Genomic DNA, 15,732 nt, shown 5'->3' with positions numbered 1-15,732 from the left:
ACGAGCGTCCCCGGAATCGACAGGTGGGTACGTCGGGGTGACGGCCCCATGCGGCTCCCTTCGTCGACACCACCGAGACGCACACCTCGGGGTCAGGCGCACCTCGGAGACAGTGTGCGTGTCACCCCGATGTGTGCGGCTGGTGTCGCCGGTGCGGGGTTGGCGGGCGGTCAGCTCGCGGTGACGGCGCCGGACTCGACGTGCCAGCGCTCGTCGAGGCGGACGTTCTCGAGCAGCCGCCGGTCGTGCGAGACGAGCAGCAGGGCGCCGTCGTAGGAGTCGAGGGCCTCCTCGAGCTGCTCGATGGCGGGCAGGTCGAGGTGGTTCGTCGGCTCGTCGAGGACGAGGAGGTTGACGCCGCGGGCCTGCAGCAGCGCCATCGCCGCCCGGGTGCGCTCGCCGGGTGAGAGCCGCCCGACGGCACTGCCGACCTGGTCGGCCTTGAGCCCGAACTTCGCGAGCAGCGTGCGCCGGTCGGCGGGGTTGAGGTCGGGCACGGCCTCGCCGAACGCGTCGCCGAGCGGCAGGTCGTCGCGCAGCCCGGTGCGGGCCTGGTCGATCTCCCCGACGGCGACGCTCGCGCCGAGCGAGGCGCTCCCATCGTCCGGCTCGACCCGCCCGAGCAGCAGCGACAGCAGGGTGGTCTTGCCCGCGCCGTTGGGTCCGGTGATGCCGATGCGCCGGCGCGCCTCGACCTGCAGCGACGCCGGGCCGAAGGTCCAGTCACCCCGACGCACGACGGCCTCGTTGAGCGTGGCGACGACCGAGCTCGAACGCGGCGCCGCGGCGATGCTGAACTGCAGCACCCACTCCTTGCGCGGCTCGGCCACCTCGTCGAGCCGCGCGATCCGCGACTCCATCTGCCGCACCTTGCGCGCCTGCTTCTCGGCCGAGTCCTGCTGGGCCGAGCGCCGGATCTTGTCGTTGTCCGGGCTCTTCTTCATCGCGTTGCGCACGCCCTTGGACGACCATTCCCGCTGCGTGCGGGCCCGCGCCTCCAGGTCGGCCTTCGTGCCGGCATACGCCTCGTACGCCTCGCGCGCATGACGGCGCGCGACCTCCCGCTCGTCGAGGTACGACTCATAGCCCCCGTCGTGGACGGCGACGGAGTTCTGCGCCAGGTCGAGCTCGACGATGCGCGTGACGCAGCGGGCGAGGAACTCGCGGTCGTGCGAGACGAGCACGACGCCGCCGCGCTGGCCGTGGACGAAGGCCTCGAGCCGGTCGAGCCCGGCGAGGTCGAGGTCGTTGCTGGGCTCGTCGAGGAGCACGAGGTCGAAGCGGCTCAGCAGCAGCGCGGCGAGCGCCGCACGGGCGGCCTGTCCGCCCGAGAGCGAGGTCATGAGCGCATCGGGGCCGACGTCGAGCCCGAGCTCGGCGAGCATCGGCGGGATCCGGTCGTCGAGGTCGGGCGCACCGCTGACGAGCCAGTGGTCGAGCGCCACGGCATACGCCTCGTCGGCCTTCGGGTGGTCGCCACCGAGGCCGGCGGCGGCCTCCTCCATGGCGACCGTGGCGGCGGTGGCGCCGGTGCGTCGGCCGATGTGGTCGGCGACGGTCTCGCCCGGCACGCGCTCGTGCTCCTGCGGCAGCCAGCCGACGAAGGCGTCCGAGGGGGCCGTCGTCACGGTGCCGCCGAGCGGCAGGTCCTCGCCCGCGAGGAGGCGGAGCAGCGTCGACTTGCCCGCGCCGTTGGCGCCGACGACCCCGACGACGTCACCGGGGGCGACCGTGAGGTCGAGGTGCTCGAAGAGGGTCCGGTGGGCGTGGCCCCCGGCGAGGTCCTTGGCCACCAGGGTCGCGCTCACGCCCACCAGCCTACGGGCGCCCGGCGGGTGCCCCGTTCACACCGGGTGGACGACGACGACGTCACCCTCGATGAGCTGGTCGACGCCCTCGGGCACCTCGACGAGGCAGTTCGCGGCGGCGAGCGCCGTGAGGTGGCGCGCGTCCGGTGCGGTGACGGTGCCGTCGTCGCGGAGCACGCTCGTGACGAACTGGACGCGTCCGGTGCGCGTGCGCCGGGCCCTGCCGACGTATGCCGCCCGGCCCGGTCGCGTCGCCGGCACCCCGTGGCGTCGGTCGAGGGCGGGACGCACGAGCACGTGGAAGGCGACGAACGCGCCGACCGGCGTCCCCGGCAGGCAGACGACCGGCGTGGAGCCGTAGCGCCCGAGCCCCTGAGGGCCACCCGGCTGCATCGCGAGGTGGACGAAGTCGAAGCTCGGCAAGGGCTCGCACACCTGCCGCACGACCTCGTAGGCGCCCGCGCTCACGCCGCCGGTCGTGACGACGAGGTCGACCTCGGAGTCGGCGTCGAGGGCGTCGAGCAGCGCCCGCAGGTCGTCGGGCTCGTCGGAGCAGACCTCGACCCGGTGCACGACGCAACCGGCGGCCTCGGCGAGCGCGGCCACCATGTCGGAGTTGGACTCGTGGATGCCGCCCGCGCCGGGGTCTGCCTCGGGTGGCGCGAGCTCGGCCCCCGTCGCGATGACCGCGACCCGCGTCGGCACGTGGACCTCGACCGTGGTGCACCCGGCCGAGCGGCCGAGGGCGATGAGCGCGGCCGTCACGGCCGAGCCGGCGGTCGCCAGGACCGTGCCGGCCGTCACGTCCTCGCCACGGGGGCGCACGTGCTGCCCGGGGATCGGGTCGACCTCGACCGTGACCCGCTGCGGCGCCGGACCGGTCGGGCTCGCGTCGGTGCGCTCGACGGGGACGACGGCGACCGTGCCCTCCGGCACCCGGGCTCCTGTCATGACCCGGGCAGCCTCACCCGGGGCCAGCACGAAGTCCGGAGCGGACCCGGCGGGCACGTCCCCGACCACGGGGTAGGCGCGCTGGTCCGGCGAACCGGGGCACACGGCATACCCGTCCATCGCGGAGGCGTCGAAGCGCGGGAGGTCGTCGGCCGCGACGAGGTCGGCGGCGAGGCGGCGTCCGGCCGCGTGCCGGTCGAGCGGCACCCGCTCGGTGGACCCGTCGCCGAGGAGCCGCTCGACGGCGGCCCGGTGATCGGTGACGGACACGTGACCCACGGGCGCCAGTCTGGCGCATCGGGCCCCGGTACGTTGAGGCGCATGGCGACCACTGACAGGTTCCGGCTCGACGGGATGCTGCTCGGCGTCGCGACCGCGGCCACGCAGGTCGAGGGCGGCGACGTCCAGAGCAGCTGGAGCGACTGGGCCGACCGCCCGGGGACCATCGCCGACGGCTCCACGCCGCGACGTGCGACCGACCACTGGCGCCGGTGGCGTGAGGACACCGAGCTGATGGCCTCGCTCGGGGTGCAGGTGTACCGGATGAGTGTCGAGTGGGCGCGCCTCGAGCCGCGCCCGGGGGTCTGGCACGACGCCGCGTTCGCCCGCTACCGGGAGGAGCTAGAGCTGTTGCGCGACAAGGGGATCCGGCCCCTCGTGACGCTGCACCACTTCAGCCACCCGCTGTGGTTCGAGCGCGACGGCGGCTGGCTCGCGCCCGGCGCCCTCTGGGTGTGGGAGCGCTTCGTCAGCGAGGTCGTGACACGACTCGGCGACCTCGTGGCGGAGTGGGTGACGATCAACGAGCCCAACGTCTACGTCACCGGCGCGCACGTCTTCGGCGACTTCCCGCCCGGCCACCGCAGCCTCCGAGAGGGGATGCGCGTCTACGGCGTGCTCGCGGCGGCACACATCAGGGCATACGTCCTCATCCACGCGCTGCGGCCCGCGCCGGACACGATGGTCGGGGTCGCCCACCACCTGCGGCCCTTCCGGCCGGGCAACCCGCGCAACCCGTGGCACCGCGTGCTGACGCCGGCCATGCGCCACCTCTTCCAGGGCGCGATCGTGCGAGCCATGACGACCGGCGAGTTCACGCTGCCCCTGCGCCGGCCCGAAGGGATCGCACCCGGGCGCTACGCCGACTTCTTCGGGCTCAACTACTACTCGCGCACGACGGTGACGCGCTTCGACGACGGCACCCCGCCGGGCGTCCCCGTCAACGACCTCGGCTGGGAGGTGTATGCCGCGGGGCTGGGTGAGACGGCGCGGTGGGCCTGGGAGACCTACGGGCTTCCCGTCTGGGTCACCGAGAACGGGACGTGCGACGCCGCCGACGCCTTCCGGTCGCGCTACCTGTGGGAGCACCTCTCGGTCCTGAGCAGCGTTCGGGCACAAGGGGTTCCGGTCGAGCGCTACTACCACTGGTGCTTCGTCGACAACTGGGAGTGGAACGAGGGTGAGGGTCCGCGCTTCGGCCTCGTCGCCCTCGACTACGAGACGCAGGAACGCACGGTCCGCGACTCGGGTCGGTTCTTCGCAGAGGTCACGCGCGAGGGCGGAGCGACGGCGGAGATGCACGCGAGATACGTTGCGGGACAGACCTATCCGATGAGCTCGGCCGAGGCCCACCACCGCTGACGGCGGTCTCCCGGACGGCTGCGTCGAGGCAGGGGCAGGAGTACCGTCGACGGTGTCGGACCTTCCGAGGAGGCTGCCATGCGTCTCAACCCGCTCTGCGACGCGACCTGGACCTATGACCTCATCCACGAGGTCGAGCCTTCAGGCAGACGCGACGGCCGCGTCTACGGTCAGGGCACCGGCACCCTGACGGGTCGGCTGTCCGGCACGGCGTCGTGGTCGAACTTCCCGCGACTCCGCGAGGGCTACGCCTCACCGGACGCCCGCGGCGTCATCCACGTCGACGACGGCATCGTCCTGTTCACCCTGACCGGCCTGTCGTCGCTGGCGGACGGGCGAGGCGTCCACGTCCTCACCTTCCAGACCGAGGCGCCGGCCCACCGGTGGCTCAACGACGTCATCGCCGTGGGCGAGGGCAGCATCGACGTCGAGCACGCCCGGCTGGCGATGCGCTACTACGAGTGCGAGGTCGAGCTGCCCCTGCCTGACGTGGAGCTGCCCTGACGCGCATCCGGACCAGGGCCCTGACAGGAAACGCCGCCCCGCTCCTCGCGGGACGGGGCGGCGACCGGGCCGGCTCTCCGCTCACCCCTCCGGAGCGGAGCAGCTGCCCTTGTCCCACGTGAAGCCCGAACCGGACGACCAGTGGCTGACGATCTGCACCTTGACGTTGCCGCCCGTGGTGGTGTCGTGCAGCACCCAGTGCTCCGTGTCGGTGAAGACGAGCGGTGTGCCCGTGGCGTCGACCTTCCCGCCGAACCACGAAGCCCCCGACACCGTGTAGAGATCGCCGTTCTCACCGACGAGCGTGACGCCGTGCGTGTTCACGGTCCCCGTCTCGTGAAACACACCCTGGCCGTCGACCGTCCAGTGGTCGACCATGTAGACCGTGCCGCTGACCGCCGTGATGTCCCCCGTCGGCGCACTGCACTCGAAGACGGCACCGGCCGCAGGGAACGACGAGTGCTCGGTCCCTCCGTTCGACGGTGCAGCGCCCGCGGCTCCGGCCGCGAGTCCGATCGTGCCCAGTGCGGTGATGCCGGCCATGACGGCACGACTGCGCAGTGAACGCATGTGTCTCCCCTTTCCCCTTGTTGACCAACCGGCGCCAGACCCCCGAGGTCGTCGGGCGGCGCCGATCGGCGCCACCCTCCAAGGTGCTCCGACCGAGGCGGCCAGAGACGAAAAAGGCACAACTGTCAGCATATTCGCAGGAAGTGCGCCTCGTCTGGGAGATTGCTGCACGCAAACCAGACGTTACTGGCGCTGCGGGGGAGCCGCCGGGGGAAGGGGCCGGGAGGGGGCTCAGCACTCGATGACGTTGACGGCGAGCCCGCCGCGCGCGGTCTCCTTGTACTTCACCTTCATGTCGCGGCCGGTCTCACGCATCGTCTTGATGACCTTGTCGAGGCTGACGACGTGCGAGCCGTCGCCGCGCAGCGCCGTTCGGGCGGCGGTGATGGCCTTGACCGAGGCGATCGCGTTGCGCTCGATGCACGGGATCTGGACGAGGCCACCCACGGGGTCGCAGGTCAGGCCGAGGTTGTGCTCCATGCCGATCTCGGCGGCGTTCTCCACCTGCTCGGGGGTGCCACCCATGACGGCGGCCATGGCGCCGGCCGCCATCGAGCAGGCCGACCCGACCTCGCCCTGGCAGCCGACCTCGGCGCCGGAGACCGAAGCGGTCTCCAGGTAGATGACGCCGATGGCTCCCGCGGTCAGCAGGAAGCGGACGATCCCGTCGCGGTTCGCCCCGGGCACGAAGTTCGCGTAGTAGTGCAGCACGGCGGGGATGATGCCGGCCGCGCCGTTGGTCGGGGCGGTGACGACGCGGCCGCCCGACGCGTTCTCCTCGTTGACGGCCAGGGCGTAGAGCGTGATCCAGTCCATGCCGCGCAGCGGGTCGTCACTCGTGCCCTCGACGCGCAGGCGGCGCGCCAGCTCAGGCGCCCGGCGGCGCACGCGCAGGCCACCCGGCAGGACGCCTTCGTTGCGGATGCCGTTCTGGACGCACTCCTTCATGACGTCCCAGATCTTGAGCAGCCCGTCACGGACCTCCGCCTCGGTGCGCCATGACAGCTCGTTCTCGAGCATGATCTGCGCGATCGACTTGCCGGTCTCGCGGCAGTGGGCGAGCAGCTGGTCGCCGGTCTGGTAGGGGTGCGCGACCGGCGTGGTGTCCTGGACGACCATCGTCGAGCCGTCGGCGTCCTCGCCGACGACGAAACCGCCGCCGACGGAGTAGTACGTGTGGGCCGCGACCGTCGTCCCCGTCGCGTCGAGGGCCGTGAAGGTCATGCCGTTCGGGTGCACCGGCAGCGTCTTGCGCCGGTGCAGCACGAGGTCCTCGTCCTCGTTGAAGTCGATCTCGTGCTCGCCCAGGACGGGCAGTCGCCGGGTGGACCGGATCTCGGCGAGGCGGCCCTCGACGGCGCGCGGGTCGCACAGCTCGGGACGCTCACCCGTGAGACCGAGCAGGACCGCCTTGTCGCTGCCGTGCCCGTGACCGGTCGCGCCGAGCGAGCCGAAGAGCTCCGAACGCACCCGCGCGACCTGAGGGAGGCGGCCCTCGTCGCGCAGCCGCTCCGCGAAGAGCACCGCGGCGCGCATCGGACCGACGGTGTGCGAGCTCGACGGCCCGATACCGATCGAGAAGAGGTCGAAAACGCTGAGCGCCATGGAGTCCTGACTTCGTGTCGTCGTTGACGGCTGCCGCCCGGGGTGGTGGGCGATCCGCTTGAGCCTACGTCCCGGGAGTGCCCGCACGCACATGCGTGGAACGGCGCCCCGGCGCGCAGCCCGCGCGAGCGGCTCGCAGGGTCGGCCCCTACAGTCGAGGAGTGCCCCAGGTCAGTGCCGACGTCCACGTCCCCCTCCCGCCGCCCGTCGCCCGCGCGCTGGCCGGGTCGGTGGGCGAGCCGACGCTCCGGCTGGCCCCGCACCTGACCCCGGAACCCTTCACGTGGCGCTTCGACGCCGAGGACGACGGCACCCTCGTCGTGCTGACGCTGGCGTATGCCGTCGACCCGGGCTGGGTGCGTTCGATCACCCACGAGGTCACCCAGTGGTCTCTCGCCAAGCAGCTGCGCGCCCACCTCGCGACCGTCGTCGAGGCGGCCGGCGACCCCGAGCGGGTCGCACGCGCCCGGGCCGGCGCGGGCGAGGGCTGATGCAGCAGCCGCGCTGGGTCGACGCCGCCGCGGTCCGTCGGATCGTCTCGCCCGACCGTGCCCGGCGTCTCATCCGTTGCGAGCTCGCCGACGGTCTCGATCCAGCGTCGGACCCGGCCCGGATGGTCGCGGGCGTCGCCGACGGCCAGCTCCTCGTCATGCCCGCTACAAAGGGCCGCGTGGCCGGCGTCAAGGTCGTCTCGGTCGCGCCGGGCAACCCGGCCCGCGGCCTCGAGCGCATCCAGGCGCTCTACATCCTGCTCGACGCCGACACCCTGACGCCGTCGGTCCTCATCGACGGCACGGCGGTCACGTCGCTGCGCACCCCTGCCGTGTCCGCCGTGGCCATGGACGCGCTCGCCCCGGCCGAGGTCGGGTCCGCGGTCATCTTCGGGAGCGGGCCCCAGGCGCTCGGTCACGCGGAGGCGCTGCTCGCCATCCGGGAGACGTCGTCGGTGACGGTCGTCGGTCGGCGGGGCGACGCCGCCCGCGCGACCGCGCAACGGATCTCCGGGCTCGCGACGACGCACCGGCTCAGCACGCGCGGCATCACGGTCGACGACCCACAGGTCGAGGCGGCCGTGCGCGAGGCGCAGGTCGTCGTGACGGCCACGTCGGCGGCGACGCCGGTGCTCGACGACGACTGGGTGGCCGACGGGGCGTGCGTCGTTGCCATCGGCTCGCACGAGCCGCACCGTCGTGAGCTCGGGTCGGGGCTGCTCGGCCGCTCGCTCGTCGTCGTCGAGGACATCGGGACGGCGCACCGTGAGGCCGGCGACGTCATCCTCGCAGCCGCGCAGGGCGCCCTCGACTGGGCCGACGTCCACACGCTCGCGGACCTCGTGCTCGGCCGGGTCGAGCGGGCGAGCGACCGGCCCAACGTCTTCAAGAGCGTCGGCATGGCGTGGCAGGACCTCGTCATCGCCGAACACCTCGCCCGCCCCTGACACTCGAGTAGGCCCGCCACCGCACTCGAGTGGGAGTGGGGGTCAGGCGGAGGGGGTGGCGGCGACGACGTCGCCGATGGGCTGGAAGCCGTCGTTGAAGGGCAGGATGCGGCGGGCGGTCGACTCGGGGTGCTCGACGACCGCACGGATCACGTGGGCGACGTTGTCGCGCGACACCGTGCCAGCGACGATGTCCTGACCGGCGGCGATGTGGCCGGTGGCCGCGTCGGTGGTCAGTCCGCTCGGGCGCAGGATGGTCCATGCGAGGGCGGTGCCCTGGAGGTGCTCGTCGGCCGCGGTCTTGGCCTCGGCGTACGGGTAGAAGGAGCTGTCCTCGGGCACGCCGTGGTCGGGCCCGGCGCCGAAGTAGGACACCATGACGTAGCGCTCGACCCCGGCCTGTGCGGCGGCGTCCATCGAGCGGATCGCGGCGTCGCGGTCGACGGCATACGTCCGCTCGGGGCTGCCGCCGCCGGCGCCGGCCGACCACACGACGACGTCGCTCCCGCGCACGAGTTCCGCGATCTGCTCGGTCGTGGCGTGCTCGACGTCGAGCACGGCCGCCGTGGCACCGGTCGCCTCGACGGCGGCGACGTGCTCCGGGTTGCGGACCACGGAGGTGACGTCGTGGCCGTCGGAGACGAGGAGCGGGGCGGCGAGCAGGGCGACCTTGCCGTGGCCGCCGACGATGATGACGTGGGACATGCATCCACCATCGCAGAGTGGCGGCGATGGTGCGTCGGGCGCCGGTGCAAAAGGTGACAATCCTCCACCCCCGCCACGGCGGCGAGGTCGTGTATGTTCTCCCACGGCTGAGGCGCCACACGCCCTCGCCATGGTTCACCGACCACCCTCACGGTCACCGAGTTCCTCTGTGTCACAACACCCTCCACAACTCGCGGCTCGTGACCCGACCCGGTCACGCCGCCCTCCACGAGAGCACTCTCACTGATGACCCGATCCACCCATGTCGTCGCGCCGTCACGCGCCGTCACCCTCCTCCTCGTCGCAGCCTTCGCCACGGCCGGCGCCGCCACCCTCGGCGTCCAGGCCGCGTCGGCGACGCCCGGGGACCCGCACCAGGTGTGGGTCTGCAAGTACGTCCAGAAGCCCGGTGTGGACGAGGTCCTCAAGCGCGGCAAGAACCCGATCCACGTGGATGCTGCGTCACTCACGAACGACCGGGGCGTCGCGCCCCAGCTGGGCGACGCGTTCTCGGACGGCCAGTTCCGTTCTGTCGTGGTCTCGCTCGACGCACAGGCACCCGCGACGGACTGCCCTGCAGCCGACGAGGTGGGCGGGTTCGGTGGCGTGAGCCGACCGGGCACCGTGACGCCGACGACCCCGGCGACCACGACCACCCCAACCACTCCGGCCACCCCGACCGCACCCGCGACCACCGTCCCCGGCGACCCGCGCGCCACGTCGACGGCGGTGGGCACGGGCACCCCCACCCCGACGGGGACGGCCGCGACCGGGCTCGGAGCGGCCTCGCCCGCCACGACCCTCGCGCTCGCACCCGTCCCCGCGATGGGCGACGCCGCACCCGACACCGGCGGGATGGGTCAGGTCGCGCAGCGTTCCGGCTCGGCCGACGTGCTCGTCGGTGTCGGTCTGCTGGCCGTGGCCGGCGGCCTGCTCGGTGCCCGCAGCCGCCGCCGACGCCGCGTCGTCGAGGCCGACTGATCACCGGGCGTCACCGGGCGCACGACCGCGCGCCCGGTGGCCGCGCGGTCGTCCCGCTCGTCGCGGCGGCACTGGCCTGCGTAGCGGTGTGGTTCCTGCTCGCCAGACCGCTCGCTGCCGCCGACCTGGCCGCGCGCTCCGCGCCGCCACCGCCGCGTACGCCCATCGCCCGGGCCACGGGGCCGACGTGCCGACCCGGGCCGCCCCACCGCGTCGTCTATCCCGACCTCGGCGTGGACGCGGCGGTCGAGCGGATCGGGCTCGAGACCGACGCCGCGGCCGGAGCCGCCGGGACCGCAGGGACACTGCGACTCGGCAACCCCACCGACATCAGCCGGATCGGCTGGTACGCGGACGGTCCTCAACCGGGCAGCGGCGCCGGCACCGTCCTGCTCGACGGCCACACCTACCGTGACGGGTCGGCCGTCTTCGGCGAGGACTTCCCGTCGCGAGCGCAGGCCGGGCAGCTCGTGCAGACCGTGCAGCAGGACGGCTCGGTCTGCTCGTACCGGGTCGACCGGGTGTGGCCCGCCGTCGACGCCCAGCGCGACTACCCCCGCATCGTCGCGTCCGAGCACCTCTACGACCGCAGCGGACCGGAGCGTCTCTTCCTCGCCACGTGCGGCGGCCTGTGGGACGCGACCCGCGAGGACTACGACGACATCACCGTCCTGGTCGCTTCGCCGCTCCACGACTGACGGTGGGTGACGGGCCGCCCGGAACGCGCCGCAGGCCCGGTCGGGAGCGCGACCGGGCCTGCTGCACGTGCTGCGTCAGTCGCCCCGGTGACCGATGAGCCAACCGATGACGACCCCGATGGCGGCAGCCGCTGCGTAACCGGCATACCGCTGGATCAGCACGGGCATGACGGCCGACCCGAGGTCGAGGGGGGCGTCCTCCTCGACAGAGGCCGGGACCCGGCGCGGGGGCGGCGGCGTGTGTGCCGCCGCAGCGGGTGCCGGCGCCGCCGTCGTGACACCCACCTGCGGACCGGTGTCTGCGGCGAGCGCGTCGGACCCCGTCTCGACGTAGCCCGCCGAAGCGCCGGCCGAAGCCCCAGCCGACGAGCCGGCCGACGAGCCGGCCGCCGCGCCGGCCGCCGCCGGGGCGGCCTCCGGCTCGTCCGCCGGACCGGTCAGCTGCTTCTCGATGCAGGCCACGAAGGCGCCCAGGAGCTTGTCGGACACGTCCTGCATGACGCCCCGGCCGAACTGGGCCGGCTTGCCGGTGACGGCGAGGTCGGTGACGACGTCGGCGCGGGTGCCGTCACCGTCGGGGCTCAGGGTGATCGTCACGGTGGCGCCGGCCGTGCCGTTGCCCCGCTTGTCCTTGCCCTTGGCCTCGATGACGGCGTGGTGCGTCGCGTCGTCGCGCTCGACGAACGAGCCCGACCCGGAGTAGACGAGCGCGATCGGCCCGAGCTTGACCTTGACCGTGCCGGAGAAGCCGTCGTCGGTCACCTCCGTCACGGTCGCCCCGGGGAAGCAGCCGCCGACGCGCTCGAGGTCCATGAAGAGGGCCCACGCGTCGTCGACCGAGGTCGGGACGGTGAAGGAGTGCGTCAGGTCCATCCGGCGATCACGCTCCTGCCGCGGCGAGGACCGCGCGCCGCGTCAGCACGGTGGCGAGGTGCTTGCGGTAGTCGGAGTCACCGTTGAGGTCGGAGGGCGGGTTGGTGCCGTCGGCTACAGACGCGACGGCCGCACGGACCGCCTCGTCGGTCGCGGGCTGCCCGACGAGGGCCTCCTCGACCGAGCGGGCCCGCAGGGGCGTCGAGCCCATGTTGGTCAGCCCGACGCGGGCCTCGGCGATCGAGCCGCCCTCGCTGCGCACCGTGGCCGCGACGCCGACGATCGACCACTGGTGGCTGACCCGGACGAACTTCTCGTAGTGCGCGCCCCAGCCGGTGTGCTTCGGCACGCGGATCTGTGTCAGCAGCTCGCCCTCGCCGACGGCCGTCGTGAAGAGGTCCTCGAAGAAGTCCTCCGCCGCGACGGTGCGGGTCGAGCCGTCCGCGCCCGCGATGACGAGCTCGGCCTCGAGCGCGAGCGCCGGCGCCCCGACGTCGCCCGCCGGGTCGGCGTGCACGAGCGCGCCGCCGATGGTGCCGCGGTGGCGGATCTGCGGGTCGGCCACGGTCGCGATCGCCTTGGACAGCAGGGCCGCGTGGGTGGACACGGCCCCGGAGGCGAGCACGGCGGCATACGTCGTCATGGCTCCGATGACGAGGTGGTCACCGTCCTCGGAGACGCCCTGGAGCTCGGCGATGCGCCCGAGGTCGATGACGACCCCTGGGGCGTTGAGCCGCATGCGCAGGATGGGCAGCAGCGACTGCCCACCCGCGAGGACCTTGGCGTCGTCGCCGTGCTCGGCGAGCGCCGCGATGGCCTCCTGGACGGTCGAGGGGGCCAGGTAGTCGAACTGGGCCGGGATCATGACTGGCTCCCCTCGCTCGCGGACTCGGGACTCGCGGCCCCGGGGTCCTGGTTGGGCGCACCCTCGTCGAAGTGCGGCTGCGCGTCGCGCTCACCTTCGACCGGGACGGCCCCCCCCTTCTGGATGGCCTTCCACACCCGCTCGGGGGTGCACGGCATGAGGATGTCGTTGACGCCGAAGCTGCGCACCGCATCAACGATCGCGTTGACGACGGCTGGTGTCGAGGCGATCGTGCCCGCCTCGCCGACTCCCTTGGTGCCCAACGTGTTCGTCGTCGACGGTGACGTCGTGTGGTCGGTGATGAAGCTGATCGTGTCGGCGGACGTCGGCAGGGTGTAGTCGACGAACGAGCCCGTGACGAGCGTGCCCTGGTCGTCGTACTCGGCACCCTCCCAGAGGGCCTGCGCGATGCCCTGGACGAGGCCGCCGTGGACCTGACCCTCGACGATGAGCGGGTTGACGATGTTGCCGATGTCGTCGACGCAGACGTACTTGCGCATCGTCGTCGCCCCGGTCTCGGTGTCGACCTCCATCGCGCACAGGTGGGTGCCGTGCGGGAAGGAGAACGTGTTGGGGTCGAACGTCGCGTCGGCGTCGATCGTGGGCTCGATGCCGTCGGGGAGGTTGTGGCACGTCCACGTCTCGAGGGCCACCTCGGGCATGCTGACGCTCTTGTCGGTGCCCTTGACACCGAAGCGCCCTGCCGAGAACTCGATGTCGTCGACGCTGGCCTCGAGCATGTGGGCCGCGATCGGCTTTGCCTTCTCGATGACCTTGTCGGCTGCGCGGATGACCGCCTCGGCCCCGACGACGAGCGAGCGTGAGCCGTACGTGTCCATGCCCCTGGGCGCGATCTGCGTGTCGCCGTGGAGCACCTCGATGTCCTCGAACGGGACGCCGAGCCGGTCGGCGACGATCTGGCTCCACGCCGTCTCGTGGCCCTGCCCGTGAGCGGACGAGCCCGTGACGACCTCGACCGTGCCGGTGGCGAGCATGCGGATGCTCGCGCTCTCCCAGCCGCCGGCCCCGTAGCTGAGGACGCCGAGGATGCGGGACGGGGCGAGACCGCACATCTCGGTGAACGTCGAGATGCCGATGCCGAGCTGGACCGGGTCGTTGCTCTCGCGGCGACGCCGCTGCTCGGCGCGCAGCTCGTCGTAGCCGAAGAGCTCCTTCGCCTTGGCGGTCGCGGCCTCGTAGTTGCCCGAGTCGTAGGTCATGCCCGCCACCGTGGTGAAGGGGAACTCCTCGTGCTTGATCCAGTTCTTCTCGCGGATCTCGAGCGGGTCGACCCCCACCTCGACGGCGAGCTCGTCCATGAGGCGCTCGATGCCGTACGTCGCCTCGGGCCTACCGGCACCGCGATAGGCATCGACCCACGTCTTGTTCGTGTAGTACGTGGTGACGTTGAACTGGTAGGCGGCGAACTTGTAGATCGAGTTGAACATCCACGCGCCGAGCACCGGCACGCCGCCGCCGACGAGGGCCGCGTAGGCCCCGAGGTCGGCCATGAGCTCCACCTTGAGCCCGGTGACCGTGCCGTCCTTCTCCGCGGCGAGGGTGAGCTTCTGCCACTGGTCCCGGCCGTGGTGGCCGGAGACCATCGTCTCGGAACGGGTCTCGGTGTACTTGCAGGGCTTGCCGAGCTTGCGCGCCACGGCGAGCGTGGCGAACTCCTCCGGGGTGGTCTGCAGCTTGCCGCCGAACCCACCACCGACGTCGGGGGCGATGACGCGGATCTTCGACTCCTGCAGTCCGGTGGTGGCTGCGATGCAGAAGCGGAGGACGTGCGGCACCTGGGTCGCCGACCACATCGTCACCTGCTCGCCCGTGGGGTCGACCACCGTGGAACGGGGCTCCATGAAGGCCGGGATGAGGCGCTGCTGGCGGTACTCGCGCTCGATGACGATTCCGCCCTCGCGGGCCGTGGCGATGGCCGCCTCGATGTCGCCGCCGGTGCCGCCGGAGGCCGAGTCGAGCTGCCACGTGGCACTCGTGTTCGTGCCGAGGCCGGGGTGGGCCAGGACCGAGTCGGTGGCCGCCTGCTTGAGGTCGAGGACCGCCGGCAGCTCGTCGTAGTCGACGTCGACGAGCTCGGCGGCATCACGCGCCTCGGCGGAGCTGCGGGCCGCGACGACGGCGACGATCTCGCCGGCGTGCGCGACGTGGGACACGGCCACCGGCAGGTGGTCGGGCGTCTTCTGGTCGGCACTGATCGGCCACGCCGTGATGTTGACGCCCTGGATGTCCTTGAGGTCCTCCCCCGTGAACACCGCGAGGACACCAGACGCGGCCTTCGCCTCGTCGGTGTTGATCGCGCTGATGGTGGCGTGGGCGAAGGGGCTGCGCACCATCGCGAGGTGCAGCATGCCGGGCAGCTGGATGTTGTCGGTCCAGCGGGTGCGGCCGGTGATGAGGCGCTGGTCCTCCTTGCGGGTGCGTGCCCTGCCGATCTCGGGTGTCGGGGCGTCGGCCGCGCGGTCCTCGGTGATGGTCATGACGACACCGCCTGCGAGCTCATCGAGGTCGCCGCCTGCTGCACGGCCTTGACGATGTTGTGGTAGCCGGTGCAGCGGCAGAGGTTGCCCTCGAGACCCTCGCGGATCTCCTGCTCGCTGGGGTCGGGGTTGTTCTTGAGGACGTCACACGCCTGCATGATCATGCCGGGGGTGCAGTAGCCGCACTGGAGGGCGTGGCACTCGTGGAAGGCCTGCTGAACCGGGTGGAGCTCGCCGTCCACGGCGAGCCCCTCGATCGTCGTCACCTCGTGGCCGTCCGCCTGGACGGCGAGGACGTTGCAGGACTTCACGCTCGTCCCGTCGAGGTGCACGGTGCAGGCACCGCAGTTGCTCGTGTCGCATCCGATGACGGTTCCGGTCTTACCGAGGCTTTCGCGAAGGTACTGGACCAGAAGGGTCCTGGGCTCGACCTCGTCGGAGTAGCTCACCCCGTCGACGGTCACATTGATACGGGTCATGCTGTCGGTCCTCCTGCCACGCTGCAGTTGACATCGTTGACTTCCCCAGGCTGAGTCTTACTCGGGTTCAACTACTTCACAAGGGCAACCGGGAGAACCCTCAACATCCCGCAGCC

At 72.3% G+C, this 15,732-nt stretch carries 15 protein-coding genes; 6 read left to right on the top strand and 9 right to left on the bottom strand.

The features are described from left to right. Positions 1 to 170: 170 nt before the first annotated feature. Together ASD90_RS09570 and glp are read right to left on the bottom strand one after the other, a co-directional pair. Positions 171 to 1,808 (bottom strand): ABC-F family ATP-binding cassette domain-containing protein, encoded by a 1,638-nt coding sequence (locus ASD90_RS09570; RefSeq protein WP_056755134.1) that lies wholly within the window; start codon positions 1,806 to 1,808, stop codon positions 171 to 173. Between the two features lie 36 nt (positions 1,809 to 1,844). Further along, positions 1,845 to 3,038, bottom strand: coding sequence for a gephyrin-like molybdotransferase Glp (gene glp / locus ASD90_RS09565; RefSeq protein ID WP_056755131.1), 1,194 nt, complete (start codon positions 3,036 to 3,038; stop codon positions 1,845 to 1,847). A 42-nt stretch (positions 3,039 to 3,080) separates the two neighbouring features. On the opposite strand from glp, the gene ASD90_RS09560 reads away from it, so the two are divergent. Further along, on the top strand, positions 3,081 to 4,400 hold the full coding sequence (locus ASD90_RS09560; RefSeq protein WP_056755130.1) for a glycoside hydrolase family 1 protein: 1,320 nt from the start codon (positions 3,081 to 3,083) through the stop codon (positions 4,398 to 4,400). Between the two features lie 78 nt (positions 4,401 to 4,478). Further along, positions 4,479 to 4,904, top strand: a complete 426-nt coding sequence (locus tag ASD90_RS09555; RefSeq protein ID WP_056755127.1) for a DUF3237 family protein — start codon at positions 4,479 to 4,481, stop codon at positions 4,902 to 4,904. A gap of 81 nt (positions 4,905 to 4,985) precedes the next feature. Here the strand turns inward: ASD90_RS09555 and ASD90_RS09550 are convergent, their stop codons facing one another. Together ASD90_RS09550 and ASD90_RS09545 are read right to left on the bottom strand one after the other, a co-directional pair. After that, complete coding sequence (locus ASD90_RS09550) at positions 4,986 to 5,474, bottom strand: hypothetical protein (protein ID WP_157611080.1); 489 nt, start codon at positions 5,472 to 5,474, stop codon at positions 4,986 to 4,988. 231 nt (positions 5,475 to 5,705) lie between these two features. Next, on the bottom strand, positions 5,706 to 7,079 hold the full coding sequence (locus ASD90_RS09545; protein WP_056755123.1) for an L-serine ammonia-lyase: 1,374 nt from the start codon (positions 7,077 to 7,079) through the stop codon (positions 5,706 to 5,708). Positions 7,080 to 7,240: 161 nt separating this feature from the next. Between ASD90_RS09545 and ASD90_RS09540 the strand changes: the two genes are divergently transcribed. Together ASD90_RS09540 and ASD90_RS09535 are read left to right on the top strand one after the other, a co-directional pair. Continuing rightward, on the top strand, positions 7,241 to 7,570 hold the full coding sequence (locus ASD90_RS09540; RefSeq protein ID WP_056755118.1) for a hypothetical protein: 330 nt from the start codon (positions 7,241 to 7,243) through the stop codon (positions 7,568 to 7,570). Beyond that, positions 7,570 to 8,517 carry an ornithine cyclodeaminase family protein gene (locus tag ASD90_RS09535; RefSeq protein WP_056755114.1) on the top strand — a complete coding sequence of 316 codons (948 nt, stop codon included), beginning with the start codon at positions 7,570 to 7,572 and terminating at the stop codon, positions 8,515 to 8,517. Before ASD90_RS09540 ends, ASD90_RS09535 begins: the two co-directional genes overlap by 1 nt. Positions 8,518 to 8,559: 42 nt before the next feature. Here ASD90_RS09535 and ASD90_RS09530 read toward each other — a convergent pair whose 3' ends face one another. Beyond that, positions 8,560 to 9,222, bottom strand: a complete 663-nt coding sequence (locus ASD90_RS09530) for an SDR family oxidoreductase (RefSeq protein WP_056755112.1) — start codon at positions 9,220 to 9,222, stop codon at positions 8,560 to 8,562. Positions 9,223 to 9,468: 246 nt separating this feature from the next. Here ASD90_RS09530 and ASD90_RS09525 point away from each other — a divergent pair, with 246 nt between their 5' ends. Beyond that, the gene (locus ASD90_RS09525) at positions 9,469 to 10,203 is read left to right on the top strand and encodes a hypothetical protein (RefSeq protein WP_056755109.1); all 735 of its coding nucleotides are present in this window, start codon (positions 9,469 to 9,471) and stop codon (positions 10,201 to 10,203) included. Positions 10,204 to 10,289: 86 nt separating this feature from the next. Next, the gene (locus tag ASD90_RS09520) at positions 10,290 to 10,901 is read left to right on the top strand and encodes a class F sortase (protein ID WP_056755106.1); all 612 of its coding nucleotides are present in this window, start codon (positions 10,290 to 10,292) and stop codon (positions 10,899 to 10,901) included. 75 nt (positions 10,902 to 10,976) lie between these two features. Here ASD90_RS09520 and ASD90_RS09515 read toward each other — a convergent pair whose 3' ends face one another. Genes ASD90_RS09515 through ASD90_RS09500 form a run of 4 tightly spaced genes read right to left on the bottom strand, consistent with a single transcriptional unit; the run spans position 10,977 to position 15,616 of the window. Next, positions 10,977 to 11,774 carry an SRPBCC family protein gene (locus ASD90_RS09515; protein WP_056755103.1) on the bottom strand — a complete coding sequence of 266 codons (798 nt, stop codon included), beginning with the start codon at positions 11,772 to 11,774 and terminating at the stop codon, positions 10,977 to 10,979. 7 nt (positions 11,775 to 11,781) lie between these two features. Further along, entirely contained in the window at positions 11,782 to 12,639 is an 858-nt protein-coding gene (locus ASD90_RS09510; protein WP_056755100.1) for a xanthine dehydrogenase family protein subunit M, read from the bottom strand. Then, entirely contained in the window at positions 12,636 to 15,137 is a 2,502-nt protein-coding gene (locus tag ASD90_RS09505; protein ID WP_056755097.1) for a xanthine dehydrogenase family protein molybdopterin-binding subunit, read from the bottom strand. Before ASD90_RS09505 ends, ASD90_RS09510 begins: the two co-directional genes overlap by 4 nt. Further along, positions 15,134 to 15,616, bottom strand: coding sequence for a (2Fe-2S)-binding protein (locus tag ASD90_RS09500; RefSeq protein WP_056755095.1), 483 nt, complete (start codon positions 15,614 to 15,616; stop codon positions 15,134 to 15,136). Before ASD90_RS09500 ends, ASD90_RS09505 begins: the two co-directional genes overlap by 4 nt. Positions 15,617 to 15,732 lie beyond the last annotated feature (116 nt).

Source organism: Terrabacter sp. Root181, from assembly GCF_001428505.1.
In the GTDB taxonomy this organism is placed as follows: Bacteria; Actinomycetota; Actinomycetes; order Actinomycetales; family Dermatophilaceae; genus Terrabacter.
The sequence above is the reverse complement of the archived record's forward strand: the minus strand, read 5'-3'. Positions and strand labels throughout refer to the sequence as shown.